Source organism: Methylobacterium sp. ARG-1 (genome assembly GCF_001262595.1).
In the GTDB taxonomy this organism is placed as follows: domain Bacteria; phylum Pseudomonadota; class Alphaproteobacteria; order Rhizobiales; family Beijerinckiaceae; genus Methylobacterium; species Methylobacterium brachiatum.
Genome location: NZ_LHCD01000006.1, coordinates 125722 through 141183 on the forward strand (window position 1 = coordinate 125722; position 15462 = coordinate 141183).

Here is a 15462-nt window from a genome sequence, read left to right on the forward strand (position 1 = left end):
CCCGATGCGCGTCGTCTTCATGGGCACGCCGGATTTCGCGGTGCCAACACTGGCGCGGCTTGCGCAGGACGGTCACGATATCGCCGCCGTCTACACCCGAGCGCCCGCCAAGGCCGGCCGCGGGATGAGTCTGCGGCCCTCGCCGGTCCACGCGCTGGCCGACAGTCTCGGCATTCCGGTCCTGACGCCGGCAAGCCTGCGCAGCCCGGACGCCGCCGCAACCTTCGCCGGGCACCGGGCCGACGTCGCCGTCGTGGTCGCGTACGGGATGCTGCTGCCGCAGGCGATCCTGGATGTGCCGAGGCACGGCTGCCTCAACCTGCATGGATCGCTGCTGCCGCGCTGGCGGGGAGCCGCGCCGATCCAGCGCGCCGTGATGGCTGGAGACGCCGAGAGCGGCGTCGGCATCATGCGCATGGAGGCCGGGCTCGATACCGGCCCCGTCGCCCTGGAGGGACGCGTTCCGATCGCGCCGGGCATGACCGCCGGCGAATTGCACGACGCCCTGATGCCGCTCGGGGCCGAGCTGATGTCCCAGGCCCTCGAGCGCCTGGACCGGGGCGCCCTGACCTTCACGCCGCAGGCGGCGGAGGGCGTCGTCTACGCGCACAAGATCAGCAACGACGAGGCGCGGATCGATTGGTTGCTTCCGGCCGTGGAGGTCGCGAACCGGATCAACGGCCTGTCGCCGTTCCCGGGGGCGTTCTTCGCGGTTGATCTCCGCAAGGGGCCGGAGCGGGTGAAGGTCCTGCGCGCCGCGGCCGGCGCTGGCACGGGCGCGCCGGGAACGCTCCTCGATGCCGAGGGCCTGGTCGCCTGCGGCACAGGGGCGGTTCGGCTGACGGAGCTGCGCCGGGCCGGCAAGGGCGGCAGCACCAGCGGCGCCGAGTTCGTGCGCGGCGCGCGCATCGCGCCCGGCACGCATCTCGGCTGATGCCCCGCTACAAGCTCGTCATCGAATACGACGGCACGCCGTTCTGCGGCTGGCAGCGTCAGGCCGACGAAGCCACGGTCCAGGGCGCGATCGAGGCGGCGGTGACGCGCTTCTCCGGCGAGGATGCCCGGCTCACCTGCGCCGGCCGGACCGATGCCGGTGTGCACGCCATCCACCAAGTTGCCCATCTCGACCTCGCCAAGGACTGGCCGACCGACACGGTCCGCGACGCCATCAACGCCCATCTGCGGCCGCACCCCGTGGCCGTGCTCTTCGCCGAGATCGTCCCGCCGAGCTTCGACGCCCGGCACTCGGCGATCCGCCGGCACTACCGCTACCGCATCCTCAACCGCCGCAGCCCTGCGGCCCTGACCCGCGCCCATGTCTGGCACGTGCCCTGGCCGCTCGACCCGGATGCGATGCATGACGCCGCCCAGCGCCTTGTCGGTCTCCACGACTTCTCCGCTTTCCGCGCGGCCGAGTGCCAGGCGAACAGCCCCGTGCGGACGCTGGAGCAGCTCGACGTAGCCCGCACCACGATGGCGCTGCACGAGGAGATCGTGGTGAGGACCTGCGCGCGCTCGTTCCTGCACCATCAGGTGCGGGCCATGGTCGGGACGCTGATGCTGGCCGGCTGCGGACGCCTCTCAGGTGACGACGTCGCCGACATCCTGGCCTCGGGAGAGAAGCGCCGGTGCGGGCCGCTGGCGCCGGCCTGTGGGCTGACCTTCGTGGGGGTGGATTACGCCTGAGAGATTTTTCGAAATCGCGATTTCCGGCGGGTGACGATACTCGGCGTCCGAGATCCCACCCTCCTCTCATCCTAAGGTGACGAAGCGAAGCGGAGGCCTCGAAGGAGCCTTCCAGCCGGCCGTGCGACCCCTGGAGGGTTCCTTCGAGGCCCAGCGATCTGCGATCGCCGGGCATGTCATGATGTGGGCGTGCGTTGGAAAGACCGGTCGAACGGGATCTGCCTGTGCTTCAGGCGGTCAGCGCTCCGCGGGAAAATAATCCTCCAGCACCCGCTCATAAATCGCCGTCAGCCGCTCGATATCGGCCACGGCCACGCATTCATCGACCTGGTGCATCGTCTCGCCCACCAGGCCGAACTCGATCACCGGGCAGGCACCCTTGATGAACCGGGCATCCGAGGTGCCGCCGGTGGTCGACAGCGTCGGCGTCAGGCCGGTCTCGACCTGGATCGCCCGGGAGACCAAATCCACGAAAGCGTCGGGCTGGGTCAGGAAGGCCGGGGCGTTCGAGGGCTGCAGGTCGAGGCTGAAGCGCACGGCGTTGCCGGCGGCCTGCTCGAGCCGCCGGCGGAGCTCGGCCCCGAGGCTGGCCGCAGTCCAGTCGTCGTTGAACCGGACGTTGAACGTGGCCCGGGCGGTCGCCGGAATCACGTTGGTGGCGGGGTTGCCGACATCGATAGTCGTGAATTCGAGGTTCGAGGCGTCGAAATGGGCGGTGCCGCCGTCGAGCGGCTCCGCCACCAGCGCCGAGGCGAGCCGCAGCAGCCCGGGGATCGGATTCTCGGCCTTGTGCGGGTAGGCGACGTGGCCCTGGCGCCCGAGCACGGTCAGCTTGCCGGTGAGCGAGCCGCGGCGGCCGATCTTGATCATCTCGCCGAGCCGCCCCGGATTGGTCGGCTCGCCCAGCAGGCAGTGGTCGAAGCGCTCGCCCCGGGCGCGGGCCCAGTCGAGCAGCTTGACCGTTCCGTTGACCGCGGGTCCCTCCTCGTCGCCGGTGATCAAGAAGGCGATCGAGCCCGGGACCGTGCCGCCCCGACGCGCGACGAACGCCAGGGTCGCGGCCAGCATGCAGGCGATGCCGCCCTTCATGTCGGCGGCGCCGCGCCCGTAGAGCAGGCCATCCGCCACCGTGGCCTCGAACGGGCCGTGGCGCCAAGCGCCGTCGCCTTCCGGTACGACATCCGTGTGCCCGGCGAAGACGAGGCACGGCCCGCGATCACCGATCCGTGCGTAGAGGTTCGGGGTGTCGGGATAGCCCGGCTCGGAGAAGACCGGCCGCTCCACCGAGAAACCCGCCCCGCTCAGCGCCTGCGCCACCACATCGAGGGCGCCGCGATCCTCCGGTGTCACCGAGGGGCAGCGGATCAGCGCTCGAGCGAGCGACAGAGCGGAATGATCGGCCGGCATGGGGCGTGTCCCGAGGTGGATAGGCTGGCTGTGCCCCTTACACCAAGTCGCGCAGATCCGGGCTGTCCCGCGCGCCGGGTCCGAGCATCGAGGTCCGACGGGGAGCAGAACCGGATCACCGCCGCGCGGGCTCTAAATATCCCGAACGTGGAGCGCTTCCGGTCGACTAAAGTTTGCCGGATTGCCGGCCTGTCACACAAGCGCGTGAAGTCAGTCCTGATCGGCGGCACGGTCAGACTTTTTCAGTCCTGTGGTCCGCATGCTGCGCGCAAACAATCAACGCATGAAGGGATGGAGCAGATGGGAAGCAGGGCGGGTGGCGTCCCGGTCGATCAGACGGTCAACAGGCGCGACGGCCAGCGGCGGGACGTGCTGATCCCGGCGACGATCCAGTATCCCGACGGCGATTCGGTCCCCTGCATTGTGCGGGACATGTCGCCGACCGGCGCGATGCTCTCGGTCTCGCGTCGGCATCGCTTGCCGCTGACCTTCACCCTTGCTGTGCCCGGCCATGACAGGAGTTATCCGGTCCGGCGGGTCTGGCAGAGAGCCGACGCCGCCGCGATCGTGCTTGATTTGCCGGGCAGCGACACCTGAGTATTGGCGCCTCCCGACGCGGCGCCGTCACCGGGCCGCGGCGGGAGGTGCGCAGGCCTATTTCGTTACGATCACCTGCACGTCGCCATGACGGCGCAGTACCGACACGGTGACGTCGTCGTCGTAGCGCTGGAACCGGATATCCAGGCGCGAGGCCCCCAGCTTGACGTTGTAGAGCGTTACGCCATCGAGGAAGCCCGGCAGGATCGGGTTCTTCAGCCGGACGCTGTTGCGGTCGTGGTCGAGCTCCAGGCCGAGGCAGGCGGCCAGGAACGCGAACGGCGCCGCCGCCGCCCAGGCCTGCGGGCTACAGGCGACCGGGTAGGCGACGGGGCCGCGCTGGCGTCGACGCATGAAGCCGCAGAACAGCTCCGGCAGGCGCTTCTGGTCCTGGTAGAGCGCGGTGTCGAACATCCCCTGGAAGATGCGCGCGGCCTCGTGCTTGCGGTCGTAGCGGGCAAGCCCCATCGCGATCAGGGCGTTGTCGTGCGGCCAGATCGAGCCGTTGTGGTAGGACATCGGGTTGTAGCGGGCCTCGCCCTTGGCGATGGTCCGCACGCCCCAGCCGTTGAAGCCGTCCTTGCACAGCAGGGTCTCGGCGACCCGGGCCGCCCGCTCCGGCTTGGCGATGCCGGTGAACAGCGCGTGCCCGGCATTCGACGAGCGCACCGCGCATTGCTTCTTGGCGCCATCGAGCGCCAGCGCGTAGGTGCCGATCTCTTCGTTCCAGAAGGCTGCATCGAACCGGTCGCGAAGGGCGGCCGCCTCGTGCGAGAGGCGCTCGGCCATCGGGTCGTGCCCAAGGAGCGCGGCGAGCTTGGCCATGCCGTTCTTGGCGGCATAGACGTAGCCTTGAACCTCGCACAGGGCGATCGGGCCCTTGGCCAGCTGGCCGTCGGTGTGGAAGATCGAATCGTGGCTGTCCTTCCAGCCCTGGTTCTCGAGACCCTTGTCGGTGTCGCGGGCGTATTCGACGAAGCCGTCGCCGTCCCGGTCGCCGTAGCGATCCATCCATTCCAGCGCGAGTTCGAGCGACGGCCAGATCGCCCGGATGGTCTCCAAGTCGCCCGTCACCGCGTAATATTCCCACGCCAGCATCACGAAAAGCGGCGTGCCGTCGATCGTGCCGTAATAGTGGCGGAACGGCACCTCGCCGAGCATCGCCATCTCGCCCCGGCGGGTCTCGTGCAGCACCTTGCCGGGCTGGGCATCGGCCGCGGGATCGACCGCCTTGGCCTGGGTGGCGGCGAGGTAGCGCAGGACGCCGCGGCCGAATTTCGGATCGATCCACAGCGCCATCAGGGCCGTGATGATGCCGTCGCGGCCGAACACCGTCGAATACCAGGGGATACCGGCAAACGGGTAGATCCCCTCGGGGGTCCGGCTCGCGAGCATGTAGAGGTCTGCGGTGGCCCGGCACAGGCCTTCGTTGAATTGGTCGTTCGACGAGATGATCGTGGTGATCCCGGCGGTCAGCTCGCGCAGATCTCGACGCGAATCGCGGTAGGCCCGGGCGAAGATTGTCCCCTCGCCCAGATCCTTCGGCTCACGCCGGGCGCCCCCGACATTGGCCGCCAGGGTCAGCTTCGCGGCCGCATCCTCGCCGACCATCTCGCCGCTCGGCGGCTTGGTGAAGGCCCGGTGCGCTTCGAAGGTCACGCGAATGAACAGGGAGGCGCGGCCCTCCGGCGGCAGGGAAACGTCGAAGGCGACGCGGCCCGGCTCGATCAGATCCGGCTTGGGGCCGAAGTGCAACGAGGTGGTGCGCACGATTTCATCGAGCCCGACATAGCGGAACTGCACCTCCCGGTCGCTCGCCACCAGGACGCCGCGCTTGCCGCGCTCCTTGCGGTCGGTGCCGCGCACTTCGAACAGGTCGCGGTAATCCGCGTCGAAGGTGACGGCGATGCGCAGGCGGCGGTACTTGGAATCGAATGAGCGCAGGCCGATCCGGTCGTAGCAGGCGCCACGGAACAGAAACTTCGTGCGCTCGATCGCGATCGTCTCGCGCGGGATCGAGGTCTCGTCATGGGCGTCGAGACGGATGTCGGGCGTCGTCATGTCGACGCTGAGCGCGCCGTTGTCGTCCTGCATCACCGAGGACAGCATCAGCGGGCGCTGGCCCTCCACGGTCAGTTCGAGCCGGGAAAGATAGCGGGTATCCTGGAAATACAGGCCCTCCGGCCCGGGCTGGACGCCGATATCGCCGTAGGAATCCAGAACCCCGAACGCCTCGCCGAACTTCAGCGCCCGCAGGGGGCGCTCGACCAGGGAGGTATGGGCCTCGATGTGGTAGGTCGGCAGCACATCGTCGGCGTCCTGGAAGCCGGGCGCCACCGTGACGGTGCTGGCCTGTGTCCGGGCGGCCGCATTGTGGGCCGCCGTATTCTCCGCCGCCATGCAGAACGTCTCCGAGTGCGTGTGAGGGGTACGAATCGAGAGGGCCGCCGCATCGGCTCTGATGCGGCGGCCCTCGTGACCATTCGGATGAGGCGCCTTTACGACGCTAGGCCGGGCCGGCCGTCTCTCGCAAGCCCGATGCCGGTGCTCAGGCCGGCATCGCCGCGACCGAGATCGCCGGCCGCGCAGAGCCATTCACGTCGCCGTAATGCGGCGTAAAACCGGATTTCGGCAGCTGGATCACGTCGGCGCCGCGGGAGAGCAGCTCCTCGTAGGCGGCGACATATTTCTTGACCATGCACTCGGCGGTGAACTGACCCTCGAAGTGGCGGCGTACGCCCTCGCGGCTCATGGTCTTCACCTTGGCCACGGCCTCGACCGCGTCGTCCATGGTCTGGCAGAGCACGCCGCTCACGCCGTCCTTGATCACCTCCGGCACCGAGCCATTGCGGAAGGCGATCACCGGCGTACCGGCCGACATCGCCTCGATCATGACCAGGCCGAAGGGCTCCGGCCAGTCGATCGGGAAAGCGAGCGCTAGGGCGTTTCCGAGGAAGGCCTTCTTCTGCTCCTCGTTGATCTCGCCGATATACTCGACCAGCGGGTGATGGGTCATCGGCTCGATGACCTCATCCCAGTAATCCTGGTCGGCCTTGTCGACCTTCGCGGCGATCTTCAGTGGCGTGCCGGACCGGATCGCCATCTCGATGGCGCGATCGGGACGCTTCTCGGGAGAGATGCGGCCGAGGAACGCCAGGTAACCGCCCTTGGCCTCCGGGGAGTATGGGCAGTTCTGCGACGGCAGGCCGTGATGGATCGTCGCCAGCCAGTTGACGTTTGGCGGCATCGGCTCGCGCTGGTTGTCGGAGATCGAGACCAGCGGCATGCCCGTGAAGGTGCGATAGACGGGCATGAAGTCCGGCACGTCGAGCCGCCCGTGCATCGTCGTGATGCACTTGTGGTTCAGATCCTCGAACATCGGATACTGAAGCAGGTCGATGTGGAAGTGCAGAATGTCGAACTCGTGGGCCCGACGGTGCACCTGATGCAGCATGGCCAGGTGGCTGGCCGTGTGATCGCGGTAGCCGAGCAGCCGCAGCCCCTCAGGCGTGCAGGCCGCGAGCTTGGCGGACGTCTCCGAATCACCGCTGGCGAAGAGAGTGACGTCGTGGCCCTGGCGGACCAGTTCCTCGGTGATCCAGCTGACGACGCGCTCGGTGCCGCCGTAGAACTTCGGAGGGACGGCCTCCGACAACGGAGCGATCTGGGCAATGCGCACGAAGTGTCTCCTGGTTGGCCGTATTTGACGGGGGGTCTAACCCTGCCGGCCTGAGCGGGACATGAATGAAACCGACGGCCAAGGTTATGGTTCCTGCGCCGAGGGGTTGTCGCGACCAGTTTTGTGCGCCGCGGGAGCTGTCCCCGCATTCCCCGATGCGAGCGGCCTCACGCTGGTAGACGCCGTGGTGGGCCGGTTGCGCCGACCCGGCCCGGAAGCCGTTGCCGTGGCTGCGTGTTTCTGTCATAAGCCGCACTGCGTCGAACCGCCCGGCCGATAGGGCTGCCGTGGCGGCTCGTGCTGCTCCACCAGAAGCATCATCGCGCACACCTCATCCGACCCTCGCGGGGCGGCCAGAGGGATTTTCGCGCAACGGAGAGCCAAATGCCCAAGCTGAAGACCAAATCAGGCGCCAAGAAGCGCTTCAAAATCACCGGCACCGGCAAGGTGATGTACGCCCAGGCCGGCAAGCGCCACGGGATGATCAAGCGGACGACCAAGCAGATCCGCAACCTGCGCGGCACCACGACCCTGTTCGAGGGCGATGCCGCCAACGTGAAGAAGTACTTCCTGCCGAACGCGCGGTAAGCCTTCGACACCCGTTGCCACTGTCTTTCGTCGAACCCAGGAGATAACCGATGGCCCGCGTGAAGCGCGGCGTGACCAGTCACGCAAAGCACAAAAAAGTTCTGAAGGCCGCCAAGGGCTATTACGGCCGGCGTAAGAATACGATCCGCATCGCCAAGCAGGCGGTCGAGAAGGGCATGCAGTATGCCTATCGCGACCGCAAGAATAAGAAGCGCACGTTCCGCGCACTCTGGATCCAGCGCCTCAACGCGGCGGTGCGCGAGCACGGCCTGACCTATTCGCGCTTCATCAACGGTCTGGCCAAGTCTGGCATCGTCGTCGACCGCAAGGCGCTGTCGGAGCTGGCGATCCACGAGCCGGCGAGCTTTGCCGCCGTGGTCGAGAAGGCCAAGGCCGCCCTCCCCGAGACCACCGCCAAGGCCGCCTGACCTCAGGCCTGCGGCGAGACACAGGAAGGCGCGGCTCTCCCCTGAGAGTCGCGCCTTCGTCGTTCTGGGGGGCGATACGCCCCCCGCGCGCTTGCGCGCGGACGAACAACGCGCGAGAGCACGCCGCGACGACGGCTCCGACACCCCTGCTCGAAGACAGCGATGACCGATCTCGACACCCTCGAACGCGATCTCCTGGCCCAGGTGACGGCGGCGGCCGACGAAGCCGCCCTCGATGCGGTGCGCGTGGCCGCGCTGGGCAAGAAGGGCAGCGTCTCGGACCTGCTCAAGACGCTGGGCGCCATGACGCCCGAGGAGCGCAAGGAGCGCGGCCCCCTGATCAACGGCCTGCGCGACCGGATCCAGAGCGCCGTCACGGAGCGCAAGAGCGCCCTGGTCGAAGCCGCCCTGGAAGCCCGGCTCGCCTCCGAGCGGGTCGACGTCACCCTGCCCCTGCGCGAGGCCCCGGAGGTGCGAGGCCGGATACACCCGATCACCCAGGTGATCGACGAGATTACCGCGATCTTCGCCGATATGGGCTTCGCCGTCGCCGAGGGCCCGGATATCGAGACGGACGAGCTGAACTTCACCGCGCTGAACTTCCCGCCCGGCCACCCGGCCCGGGAGATGCACGACACGTTCTTCCTGGCGCCGGACCATACCGGGACGCGCAAGGTGCTGCGCACCCACACGTCGCCGGTGCAGATCCGCACGATGCGCTCGCAGACGCCGCCTATCCGGGTGATCATCCCGGGCCGGACCTACCGGCACGATTCCGACCAGACCCACACGCCGATGTTTCATCAGGTCGAGGGGCTCGTGATCGACACGGCGGCCAACATCGCCAACCTGAAATGGGTGCTGGAAGAGTTCTGCAAGGCCTTCTTCGAGGTCGACGGCGTGAAGATGCGCTTCCGCCCCTCGTTCTTCCCGTTCACCGAACCGTCGGCCGAGGTGGACATCCAGTGCTCGCGCAAGGGCGGCGAGATCCGCTTCGGCGAGGGCACCGACTGGCTGGAGATCCTGGGCTGCGGGATGGTGCACCCGAACGTGCTGCGCAATTGCGGCCTCGATCCGGACGCGGTGCAGGGCTTCGCCTTCGGGGTCGGCATCGACCGCATCGCCATGCTTAAATACGGCATGCCGGACCTGCGGCCGTTCTTCGAGGCGGATGTCCGCTGGCTCGACCATTACGGCTTCCGGCCGCTGGACGTGCCGAGCCTGATCGGCGGTTTGACGGGGTGATACGACGGAGGTCGGCCCGACCGACCGGGAAACCAGTCCCATCATCCCTCTCGTCCTCTCGCCCCTAGAAGAACGATGAAATTCACCCTCTCCTGGCTCAAGGAACATCTCGACACCGAGGCGTCCCTCGACACGATCGCAGAGACGCTGACGCGGATCGGCCTCGAAGTCGAAGGTGTCGAGGACAAGGCGGCCGCACTCAAGCCTTACGTGGTCGCCCGAATCCTGACCGCCGAGCAGCACCCCAACGCCGACCGGCTCCGGGTGTGCACCGTCGAGACCGGCGTGGGCGCGCCCGTGCAGGTGGTCTGCGGTGCGCCGAACGCCCGCGCTGGCCTCGTCACGGTGTTCGCGCCGCCCGGCACCTACGTGCCCGGCAAGGGGATCACGCTCTCGGTCGGCACGATCCGCAGGGTCGAGAGCCACGGCATGCTGTGCTCGGGTTCCGAACTCGGCCTCGGCGAGGACCATGACGGCATTCTCGAGCTGCCGGCCGAGGCGCCCGTGGGCCAGGGCTACGCGCTCTATGCCGGCCTCGACGACCCGGTCATCGAGATCAACTTGACGCCGAACCGCCCGGATTGCACCTCGGTACACGGCATCGCCCGCGACCTGGCGGCGGCCGGGATCGGCACGCTCAAGCATGAGGCGCTTCCGGGCGTGCGGGGCGAAGGCCCCTGCCCGGTCGAGATCGACCTCAGCTTCGCGCCGGAGGACCGGCAGCTCTGCCCGCTCTTCGCCCTGCGGCTGGTGCGGGGCGTGAAGAACGGTCCGTCGCCCGCCTGGATGCAGGCCCGGCTGCGGGCGATCGGGCTTCGCCCGATCAACGCCCTGGTGGACATCACCAACTACGTCACCTTCGACCGGGGCCGGCCCCTGCACGTGTTCGACGCCGCCAAGGTCTCGGGCAAGCTGACGGTGCGGCGGGCGCAGAACGGCGAGAGCCTCGTCGCACTGGATGGGCGCACCCATACCCTCACCGACGACACGGTGGTGATCGCCGATCGGGCCGGTGTCGAATCGATCGCCGGCATCATGGGCGGGCAAGCCTCCGGCTGCGATGAGACCACCACGGACGTACTGATCGAATCCGCCCTGTGGGACCCGGCCAACATCGCCCAGTCCGGCCGGCGCCTCGGCATCATCACCGATGCGCGCTACCGGTTCGAGCGCGGAGTCGATCCGGCCTTCACGCTGCCGGGCCTGGACCTGGCGACGCGCCTGGTGATGGATCTCTGCGGCGGCACGCCGTCCGAGGCGACGATCGCCGGCGAGCCGCCGGAAACCGAGCGGATCATCGATTTCCCGTGGACCGAGGTGCGGCGCCTGGCCGGCATCGAGCTGCCGCGGATCGAGATCAAGCTGATCCTGGAGACGCTGGGCTTCCACATCTCCGGCACCGGCGATCGGGTGAAAGTCCTGACGCCGTCCTGGCGGCCAGACGTGGAAGGGAAGGCCGACCTCGTCGAGGAGGTCATCCGCATCGCCGGCCTCGACCGGGTCGAGCCGAAGCCCCTGCCGCGGCTCGCCGGGATCGGCCGGTCGCTGCTCACCGTGATGCAGAAGCGCACCCGCACCGCCAAGCGCGCCCTGGCAAGCCGCGGTCTGATGGAGGCGGTGACCTGGTCGTTCGTCCCGCATGCCGATGCCGAGCTGTTCGGCGGCGGCGGCGCCGATCTGGTGCTGGCCAACCCGATCGCATCGGAATTGTCCGACATGCGCCCGAGCCTCGTGCCGGGGCTCCTGCGAGCGGCGCAGCGCAACGCCGATCGCGGCTATCCGGACGCGGCCCTGTTCGAGGTGGGCCAGTGCTTCGCCACGGACCAGCCGGAGGGCCAGAGCATCCGCGCCGCCGCGGTGCGGCGGGGCAGCGCCACCCTGGCGGGCGCCGGACGCCGCTGGGACGGATCGGCCAAGACCGTGGATGTCTTCGACGCCAAGGCCGATGCGCTGGCGCTGCTGGGCACCCTCGGCGTGCCGACCGGGGGCCTGCAGGTGACCGCGGGCGGGCCGTCCTGGCTCCATCCGGGCCGCTCGGGCACCCTGCGTTTCGGTCCGAAATCCGAGATCGGCTGGTTCGGCGAGGTCCATCCGCGGACCCTTCAGGCCCTCGACCTCAAGGGCAGCTTGGTGGCGTTCGAAATCGTGCTCGACGCGCTGCCGCTGCCCAAGCACAAGCCGACCAAGGCCAAGCCCACCCTGGCCCTGTCGGAGTTCCAGCCCCTGTCCCGGGACTTCGCTTTCGTGGTCGGGCGCGACGTGCCGGCGGGCGATATCGTCAAGGCGGCCCAGGGGGCGGAGCGCAAGCTCGTCACCGGCGTCGAGGTGTTCGACCTCTACGAGGGGACCGGCGTGCCGGAAGGCTCGAAATCGGTGGCGATCGCGGTCCGCCTGCAGCCGGTGGAGCGCACCCTGACCGATGCCGAAATCGAGGCGGTGAGCGCCAAGATCGTGGCTGAGGTTTCCCGCCGGACCGGCGCGACCCTGCGCGGCTGAGGAGAACGGCATGAGCCGAATCGCGGCCCTCATCGAAGACCTGGCGGCGTCCGAGTACCGGCCGACCAAGGCCCTGCGCGAGGCGCTGGCGCATCCGGTCGAGATCGCGGAGGCGACGCTGCCGCTGCTGGAGGCCGCCGCCGAGGGGCGCGAACTCGCGCCGGAGCAGGAGAACCTCCTGTTCTGGGGCCTGCACGTGATGGCGCATGCCCGGGACACCCGCGCCCTGGCGCCGCTCCTCAAGCTGCTCCGGCAGGACGAGGAAACGCTCGACGCGGTGCTGGGGGATGCCGTGACGGCGACCCTGTCCAAGATCGTGTCCAGCCTGTTCGACGGCGATCACCAGCCCCTGTTCCGGCTGATCCTCGACAGCACCGTCGACGATCTCACCCGCATGGCGCTGCTGTCGGCCTGCACCTTCCTGACGCTGGAAGGCCGCATCGAACGCGACGCGATGCACGCGTTGCTGGTCCGGTTCGACGATGCGAAGGCGGCCGTCGAGGAGGGACCAGCCTGGGTAAGCTGGGAGGAGGCAATCGCCCATCTCGGCTTCCGCGATCTCGCGCCCCGCGCTGCGGCGGCCCGGGCCGACGGCCGGATCACCGATGAGATCAGCGATGCGGCCTGGTTCAAGGAGGCCCTGCGCAAGGCTGAGACCAAGCCCGAGGACCGGGACCGCCTCGGCCCCTATCAGTACGGCTATCTCGACGATCCGGTCGAAGCCCTCGACTGGACCGCGGAGGGCGCGGGTGAGCCGCAGCGCAACCCGCTCAAGGATGTCGGGCGCAACGATCCCTGCCCCTGCGGCTCGGGCAAGAAGTTCAAGAAATGCTGCCTCGGCAAGCTCGAGGCCGAAGGGCCGTGGATGCCGCCGGGCGCCCTACTCGGCTGAGGCGCCGCTGAGCGGGTTGTCCGGATCCCAGCCGTAGCTCAGCGTCTCGAACCGCATCGACCGGGCATCGACCATCAGCAGGCGTCCGACCAGCGGCTCGCCGAACTCCGCCACGGCGCGGATTACCTCCATGGCCATCAGCGAACCCATCACACCAGCCAGGGCCCCGAGCACGCCGGCCTCGGCGCAGGCAGGCACGCTGCCCGGCGGCGGCGGATTCGGGAACAGGCAGCGGTAGGTCGGGTTCGGCGTGCCGTCGGGTCCGGTCTCGTGCGCCCGGATGGTGGTGAGCGTGCCGTCGAACCGGCCGAGCGCGGCCGTCACCAGCGGGCGGCGCGCGTGGAAACAGGCGTCCGAGACCGCGTAGCGGGTGGCAAAGTTGTCCGAGCCGTCGGCGACGAGATCGTAGCCCGCGATCAGATCGACGGCGTTGTCCGGCGTGATGCGGAACGGGTGCGGGACCACCGTCACGTGCGGGTTGAGCCGCGCCACCGCGTCGGCCGCGCTCTCGACCTTCGGCCGGCCGAGATCCGGCGTGCCGTGGATCACCTGCCGCTGGAGATTGGAGAGCGAGACGGTGTCGTCGTCAACGATGCCGATCGTGCCGATCCCGGCCGCGGCGAGGTACTGGATCAGCGGGGCGCCGAGCCCCCCGGCCCCGATGACCAGCACCCGGGCCGCCTTGAGGCGCGCCTGACCGGGTCCGCCTACCTCGGCCAGGACGAGGTGGCGGGCGTAGCGTTCGATCTCTTCGGGAGCCAGGGCCATCGGCAGGAGATAGTCACCCGCGTTCCCGGACGGAAGCACCACACACGCGAACGCCGCCCCGATCAGGAGGCGGCGTAAACAGCAATTGGCAAACGGATCAGCGCGGCGCCAGGATCATGATCATCTGGCGGCCTTCGAGCATCGGCTCGCTCTCCACCTTGGCGATCTCGGCCGTCTCGTTCTTCACGCGCTCCAGGAGGCGCAGACCGATATCCTGGTGAGCCATCTCACGACCGCGGAAGCGCAGGGTCACCTTGACCTTGTCGCCCTCCTCGAAGAAGCGGTGAACCGACTTCATCTTGGTGTCGTAATCGTGCTTGTCGATGCCGGGGCGGAGCTTGATCTCCTTGACCTCGACGGTCTTCTGCCGCTTGCGCGCCTCGTTCTGCTTCTTCTGCTCGTTGAAGCGGAAGCGCCCGTAATCGAGCAGCTTGCAGACGGGAGGCACCGAGTTCGGCGCGATCTCCACGAGATCGAGGCCGGCCTCTTCAGCGAGGGTCAGCGCGTCGAAGAAGGGGACGACGCCGCGGTTCTGCCCGGTATCGTCGATCAGCTGCACTTCTCGCACCCCGCGAATGTCGCGGTTGGCGCGCGGCCCGTCCTTCTGCGGGGCCGGCATGGCTCTCATCGGTCTACGAATGGCTTCGATCTCCTGCTGCAACGACGAAACGGCGGACCGGATGACCCGTTCCAAGGATCTCCTGACCGCCAGCCGCTCCGGTCCCTTCCGGACATACTACGTTGGCGGAAGCCCGCCCAGAGTCAACGGGTCGCCGGCGCGCTGCACGAAATAATCGGCCTCGCATCTGAGGGAGTCGGTCGGAGTCTGCCTTGACTTGGAGTGCGCTCGAAGCGGTACCTGTCCAGGCGTCGTGACGAGAACAGGCGTCCATGAAGATCGGGGATCTCGCCAGGCGGTCCGGCTTGTCGGCCCACACGCTCCGCTATTACGAGCGAATCGGCCTGCTGCCCTACGCCGACCGGGACCGATCGGGACGACGGGACTACGACGCTTCGATCCTGACTTGGATTGCGTTTCTCGGTCGCCTAAAGGCGACCGGGATGCCGATCAGCGAGATGCTACGTTACGCGAACTTGCGGGCGCAGGGCCACGCCACCGGCCAAGAACGCCGGCAATTGCTAGAACGGCATCGCGAAAAGGTCCGGCGCCGGATCGCCGAATTCCAATCCTGCCTTCTCGTCCTCGACTCCAAGATCGCCGGATATGCCGGCGCGAAAGCGGAGAAGCAGGATGACGCAGACCCAACCCTCACTCGAAAGCCGGTACGCGCGTGGACAGCGAGCCCTCGCCAAGATTGATGGACAAGCCGGCGCGCAGGTCGTTGCGTCCTTGGCCGACATCGCCCCGGATTTCGCCCGCTATCTGATCGAGTTTCCGTTCGGCGACATCTACTGTCGGCCTGGCCTCGATCTTCGCAGCCGCGAGATCGCAAGCATCGCAGCGCTCGCGGCTCTCGGAAACGCTGCGCCCCAGCTAAAGGTACATATTGCGGCTGGGCTCAATGTCGGCCTGACCCGTGACGAGATCATCGAAATCCTGATACAAATGTCGGTCTATGCCGGCTTCCCGGCCGCCCTCAACGGCCTGTTCGTCGCCAGGGAGGTCTTCGCGACGCACGCTGCCAACGACCACGCGCCGGAGTAAGGTCCGCGCA

General features: G+C 68.3%; 15 protein-coding genes. 10 read left to right on the forward strand and 5 right to left on the reverse strand.

The annotated features are described in order from the left end of the window. Window positions 1-4: 4 nt before the first annotated feature. Together fmt and truA are read left to right on the forward strand one after the other, a co-directional pair. Window positions 5-934 carry a methionyl-tRNA formyltransferase gene (gene fmt / locus AKJ13_RS09090; RefSeq protein ID WP_050733039.1) on the forward strand — a complete coding sequence of 310 codons (930 nt, stop codon included), beginning with the start codon at window positions 5-7 and terminating at the stop codon, window positions 932-934. Then, window positions 934-1686: a tRNA pseudouridine(38-40) synthase TruA gene (gene truA / locus AKJ13_RS09095; RefSeq protein WP_050733040.1), complete on the forward strand. Its 753-nt coding sequence runs from the start codon at window positions 934-936 to the stop codon at window positions 1684-1686. The genes fmt and truA overlap by 1 nt, the downstream gene beginning before the upstream one ends. 237 nt (window positions 1687-1923) lie before the next feature. On the opposite strand, the gene dapE is transcribed toward truA, so the two are convergent. Further along, window positions 1924-3093: a succinyl-diaminopimelate desuccinylase gene (dapE, locus tag AKJ13_RS09100; protein WP_050733041.1), complete on the reverse strand. Its 1170-nt coding sequence runs from the start codon at window positions 3091-3093 to the stop codon at window positions 1924-1926. A 147-nt stretch (window positions 3094-3240) separates the two neighbouring features. Between dapE and AKJ13_RS09105 the strand changes: the two genes are divergently transcribed. Beyond that, window positions 3241-3690, forward strand: a complete 450-nt coding sequence (locus AKJ13_RS09105; protein WP_144426216.1) for a PilZ domain-containing protein — start codon at window positions 3241-3243, stop codon at window positions 3688-3690. 57 nt (window positions 3691-3747) lie between these two features. Here AKJ13_RS09105 and AKJ13_RS09110 read toward each other — a convergent pair whose 3' ends face one another. Together AKJ13_RS09110 and AKJ13_RS09115 are read right to left on the reverse strand one after the other, a co-directional pair. Beyond that, window positions 3748-6090, reverse strand: a complete 2343-nt coding sequence (locus tag AKJ13_RS09110) for a glycogen debranching N-terminal domain-containing protein (RefSeq protein ID WP_050733043.1) — start codon at window positions 6088-6090, stop codon at window positions 3748-3750. A 148-nt stretch (window positions 6091-6238) separates the two neighbouring features. Beyond that, complete coding sequence (locus AKJ13_RS09115) at window positions 6239-7369, reverse strand: glycosyltransferase family 4 protein (RefSeq protein ID WP_007561409.1); 1131 nt, start codon at window positions 7367-7369, stop codon at window positions 6239-6241. 384 nt (window positions 7370-7753) lie between these two features. On the opposite strand from AKJ13_RS09115, the gene rpmI reads away from it, so the two are divergent. The 5 genes from rpmI to AKJ13_RS09140 all read left to right on the forward strand — a co-directional run bounded on the left by rpmI (window position 7754) and on the right by AKJ13_RS09140 (window position 13018). Beyond that, window positions 7754-7957, forward strand: coding sequence for a 50S ribosomal protein L35 (gene rpmI, locus AKJ13_RS09120; RefSeq protein ID WP_007561407.1), 204 nt, complete (start codon window positions 7754-7756; stop codon window positions 7955-7957). A 50-nt stretch (window positions 7958-8007) separates the two neighbouring features. After that, window positions 8008-8385 (forward strand): 50S ribosomal protein L20, encoded by a 378-nt coding sequence (rplT, locus tag AKJ13_RS09125; RefSeq protein WP_007561402.1) that lies wholly within the window; start codon window positions 8008-8010, stop codon window positions 8383-8385. 162 nt (window positions 8386-8547) lie between these two features. Next, window positions 8548-9630, forward strand: a complete 1083-nt coding sequence (pheS, locus tag AKJ13_RS09130) for a phenylalanine--tRNA ligase subunit alpha (protein ID WP_050733044.1) — start codon at window positions 8548-8550, stop codon at window positions 9628-9630. A gap of 75 nt (window positions 9631-9705) precedes the next feature. Continuing rightward, window positions 9706-12126, forward strand: coding sequence for a phenylalanine--tRNA ligase subunit beta (gene pheT, locus AKJ13_RS09135; protein ID WP_050733045.1), 2421 nt, complete (start codon window positions 9706-9708; stop codon window positions 12124-12126). 10 nt (window positions 12127-12136) lie between these two features. After that, on the forward strand, window positions 12137-13018 hold the full coding sequence (locus tag AKJ13_RS09140) for a DUF1186 domain-containing protein (RefSeq protein WP_050733046.1): 882 nt from the start codon (window positions 12137-12139) through the stop codon (window positions 13016-13018). Here AKJ13_RS09140 and moeB read toward each other — a convergent pair. Together moeB and infC are read right to left on the reverse strand one after the other, a co-directional pair. Continuing rightward, on the reverse strand, window positions 13007-13786 hold the full coding sequence (moeB, locus tag AKJ13_RS09145) for a molybdopterin-synthase adenylyltransferase MoeB (protein WP_050733092.1): 780 nt from the start codon (window positions 13784-13786) through the stop codon (window positions 13007-13009). The genes AKJ13_RS09140 and moeB overlap by 12 nt on opposite strands. 97 nt (window positions 13787-13883) lie before the next feature. Then, window positions 13884-14405: a translation initiation factor IF-3 gene (gene infC / locus AKJ13_RS09150; protein ID WP_007561393.1), complete on the reverse strand. Its 522-nt coding sequence runs from the start codon at window positions 14403-14405 to the stop codon at window positions 13884-13886. A 272-nt stretch (window positions 14406-14677) separates the two neighbouring features. Between infC and AKJ13_RS09155 the strand changes: the two genes are divergently transcribed. Together AKJ13_RS09155 and AKJ13_RS09160 are read left to right on the forward strand one after the other, a co-directional pair. Next, window positions 14678-15106, forward strand: a complete 429-nt coding sequence (locus AKJ13_RS09155; RefSeq protein WP_050733047.1) for a MerR family transcriptional regulator — start codon at window positions 14678-14680, stop codon at window positions 15104-15106. Further along, the gene (locus AKJ13_RS09160; protein ID WP_050733048.1) at window positions 15039-15452 is read left to right on the forward strand and encodes a carboxymuconolactone decarboxylase family protein; all 414 of its coding nucleotides are present in this window, start codon (window positions 15039-15041) and stop codon (window positions 15450-15452) included. The genes AKJ13_RS09155 and AKJ13_RS09160 overlap by 68 nt, the downstream gene beginning before the upstream one ends. Window positions 15453-15462 lie beyond the last annotated feature (10 nt).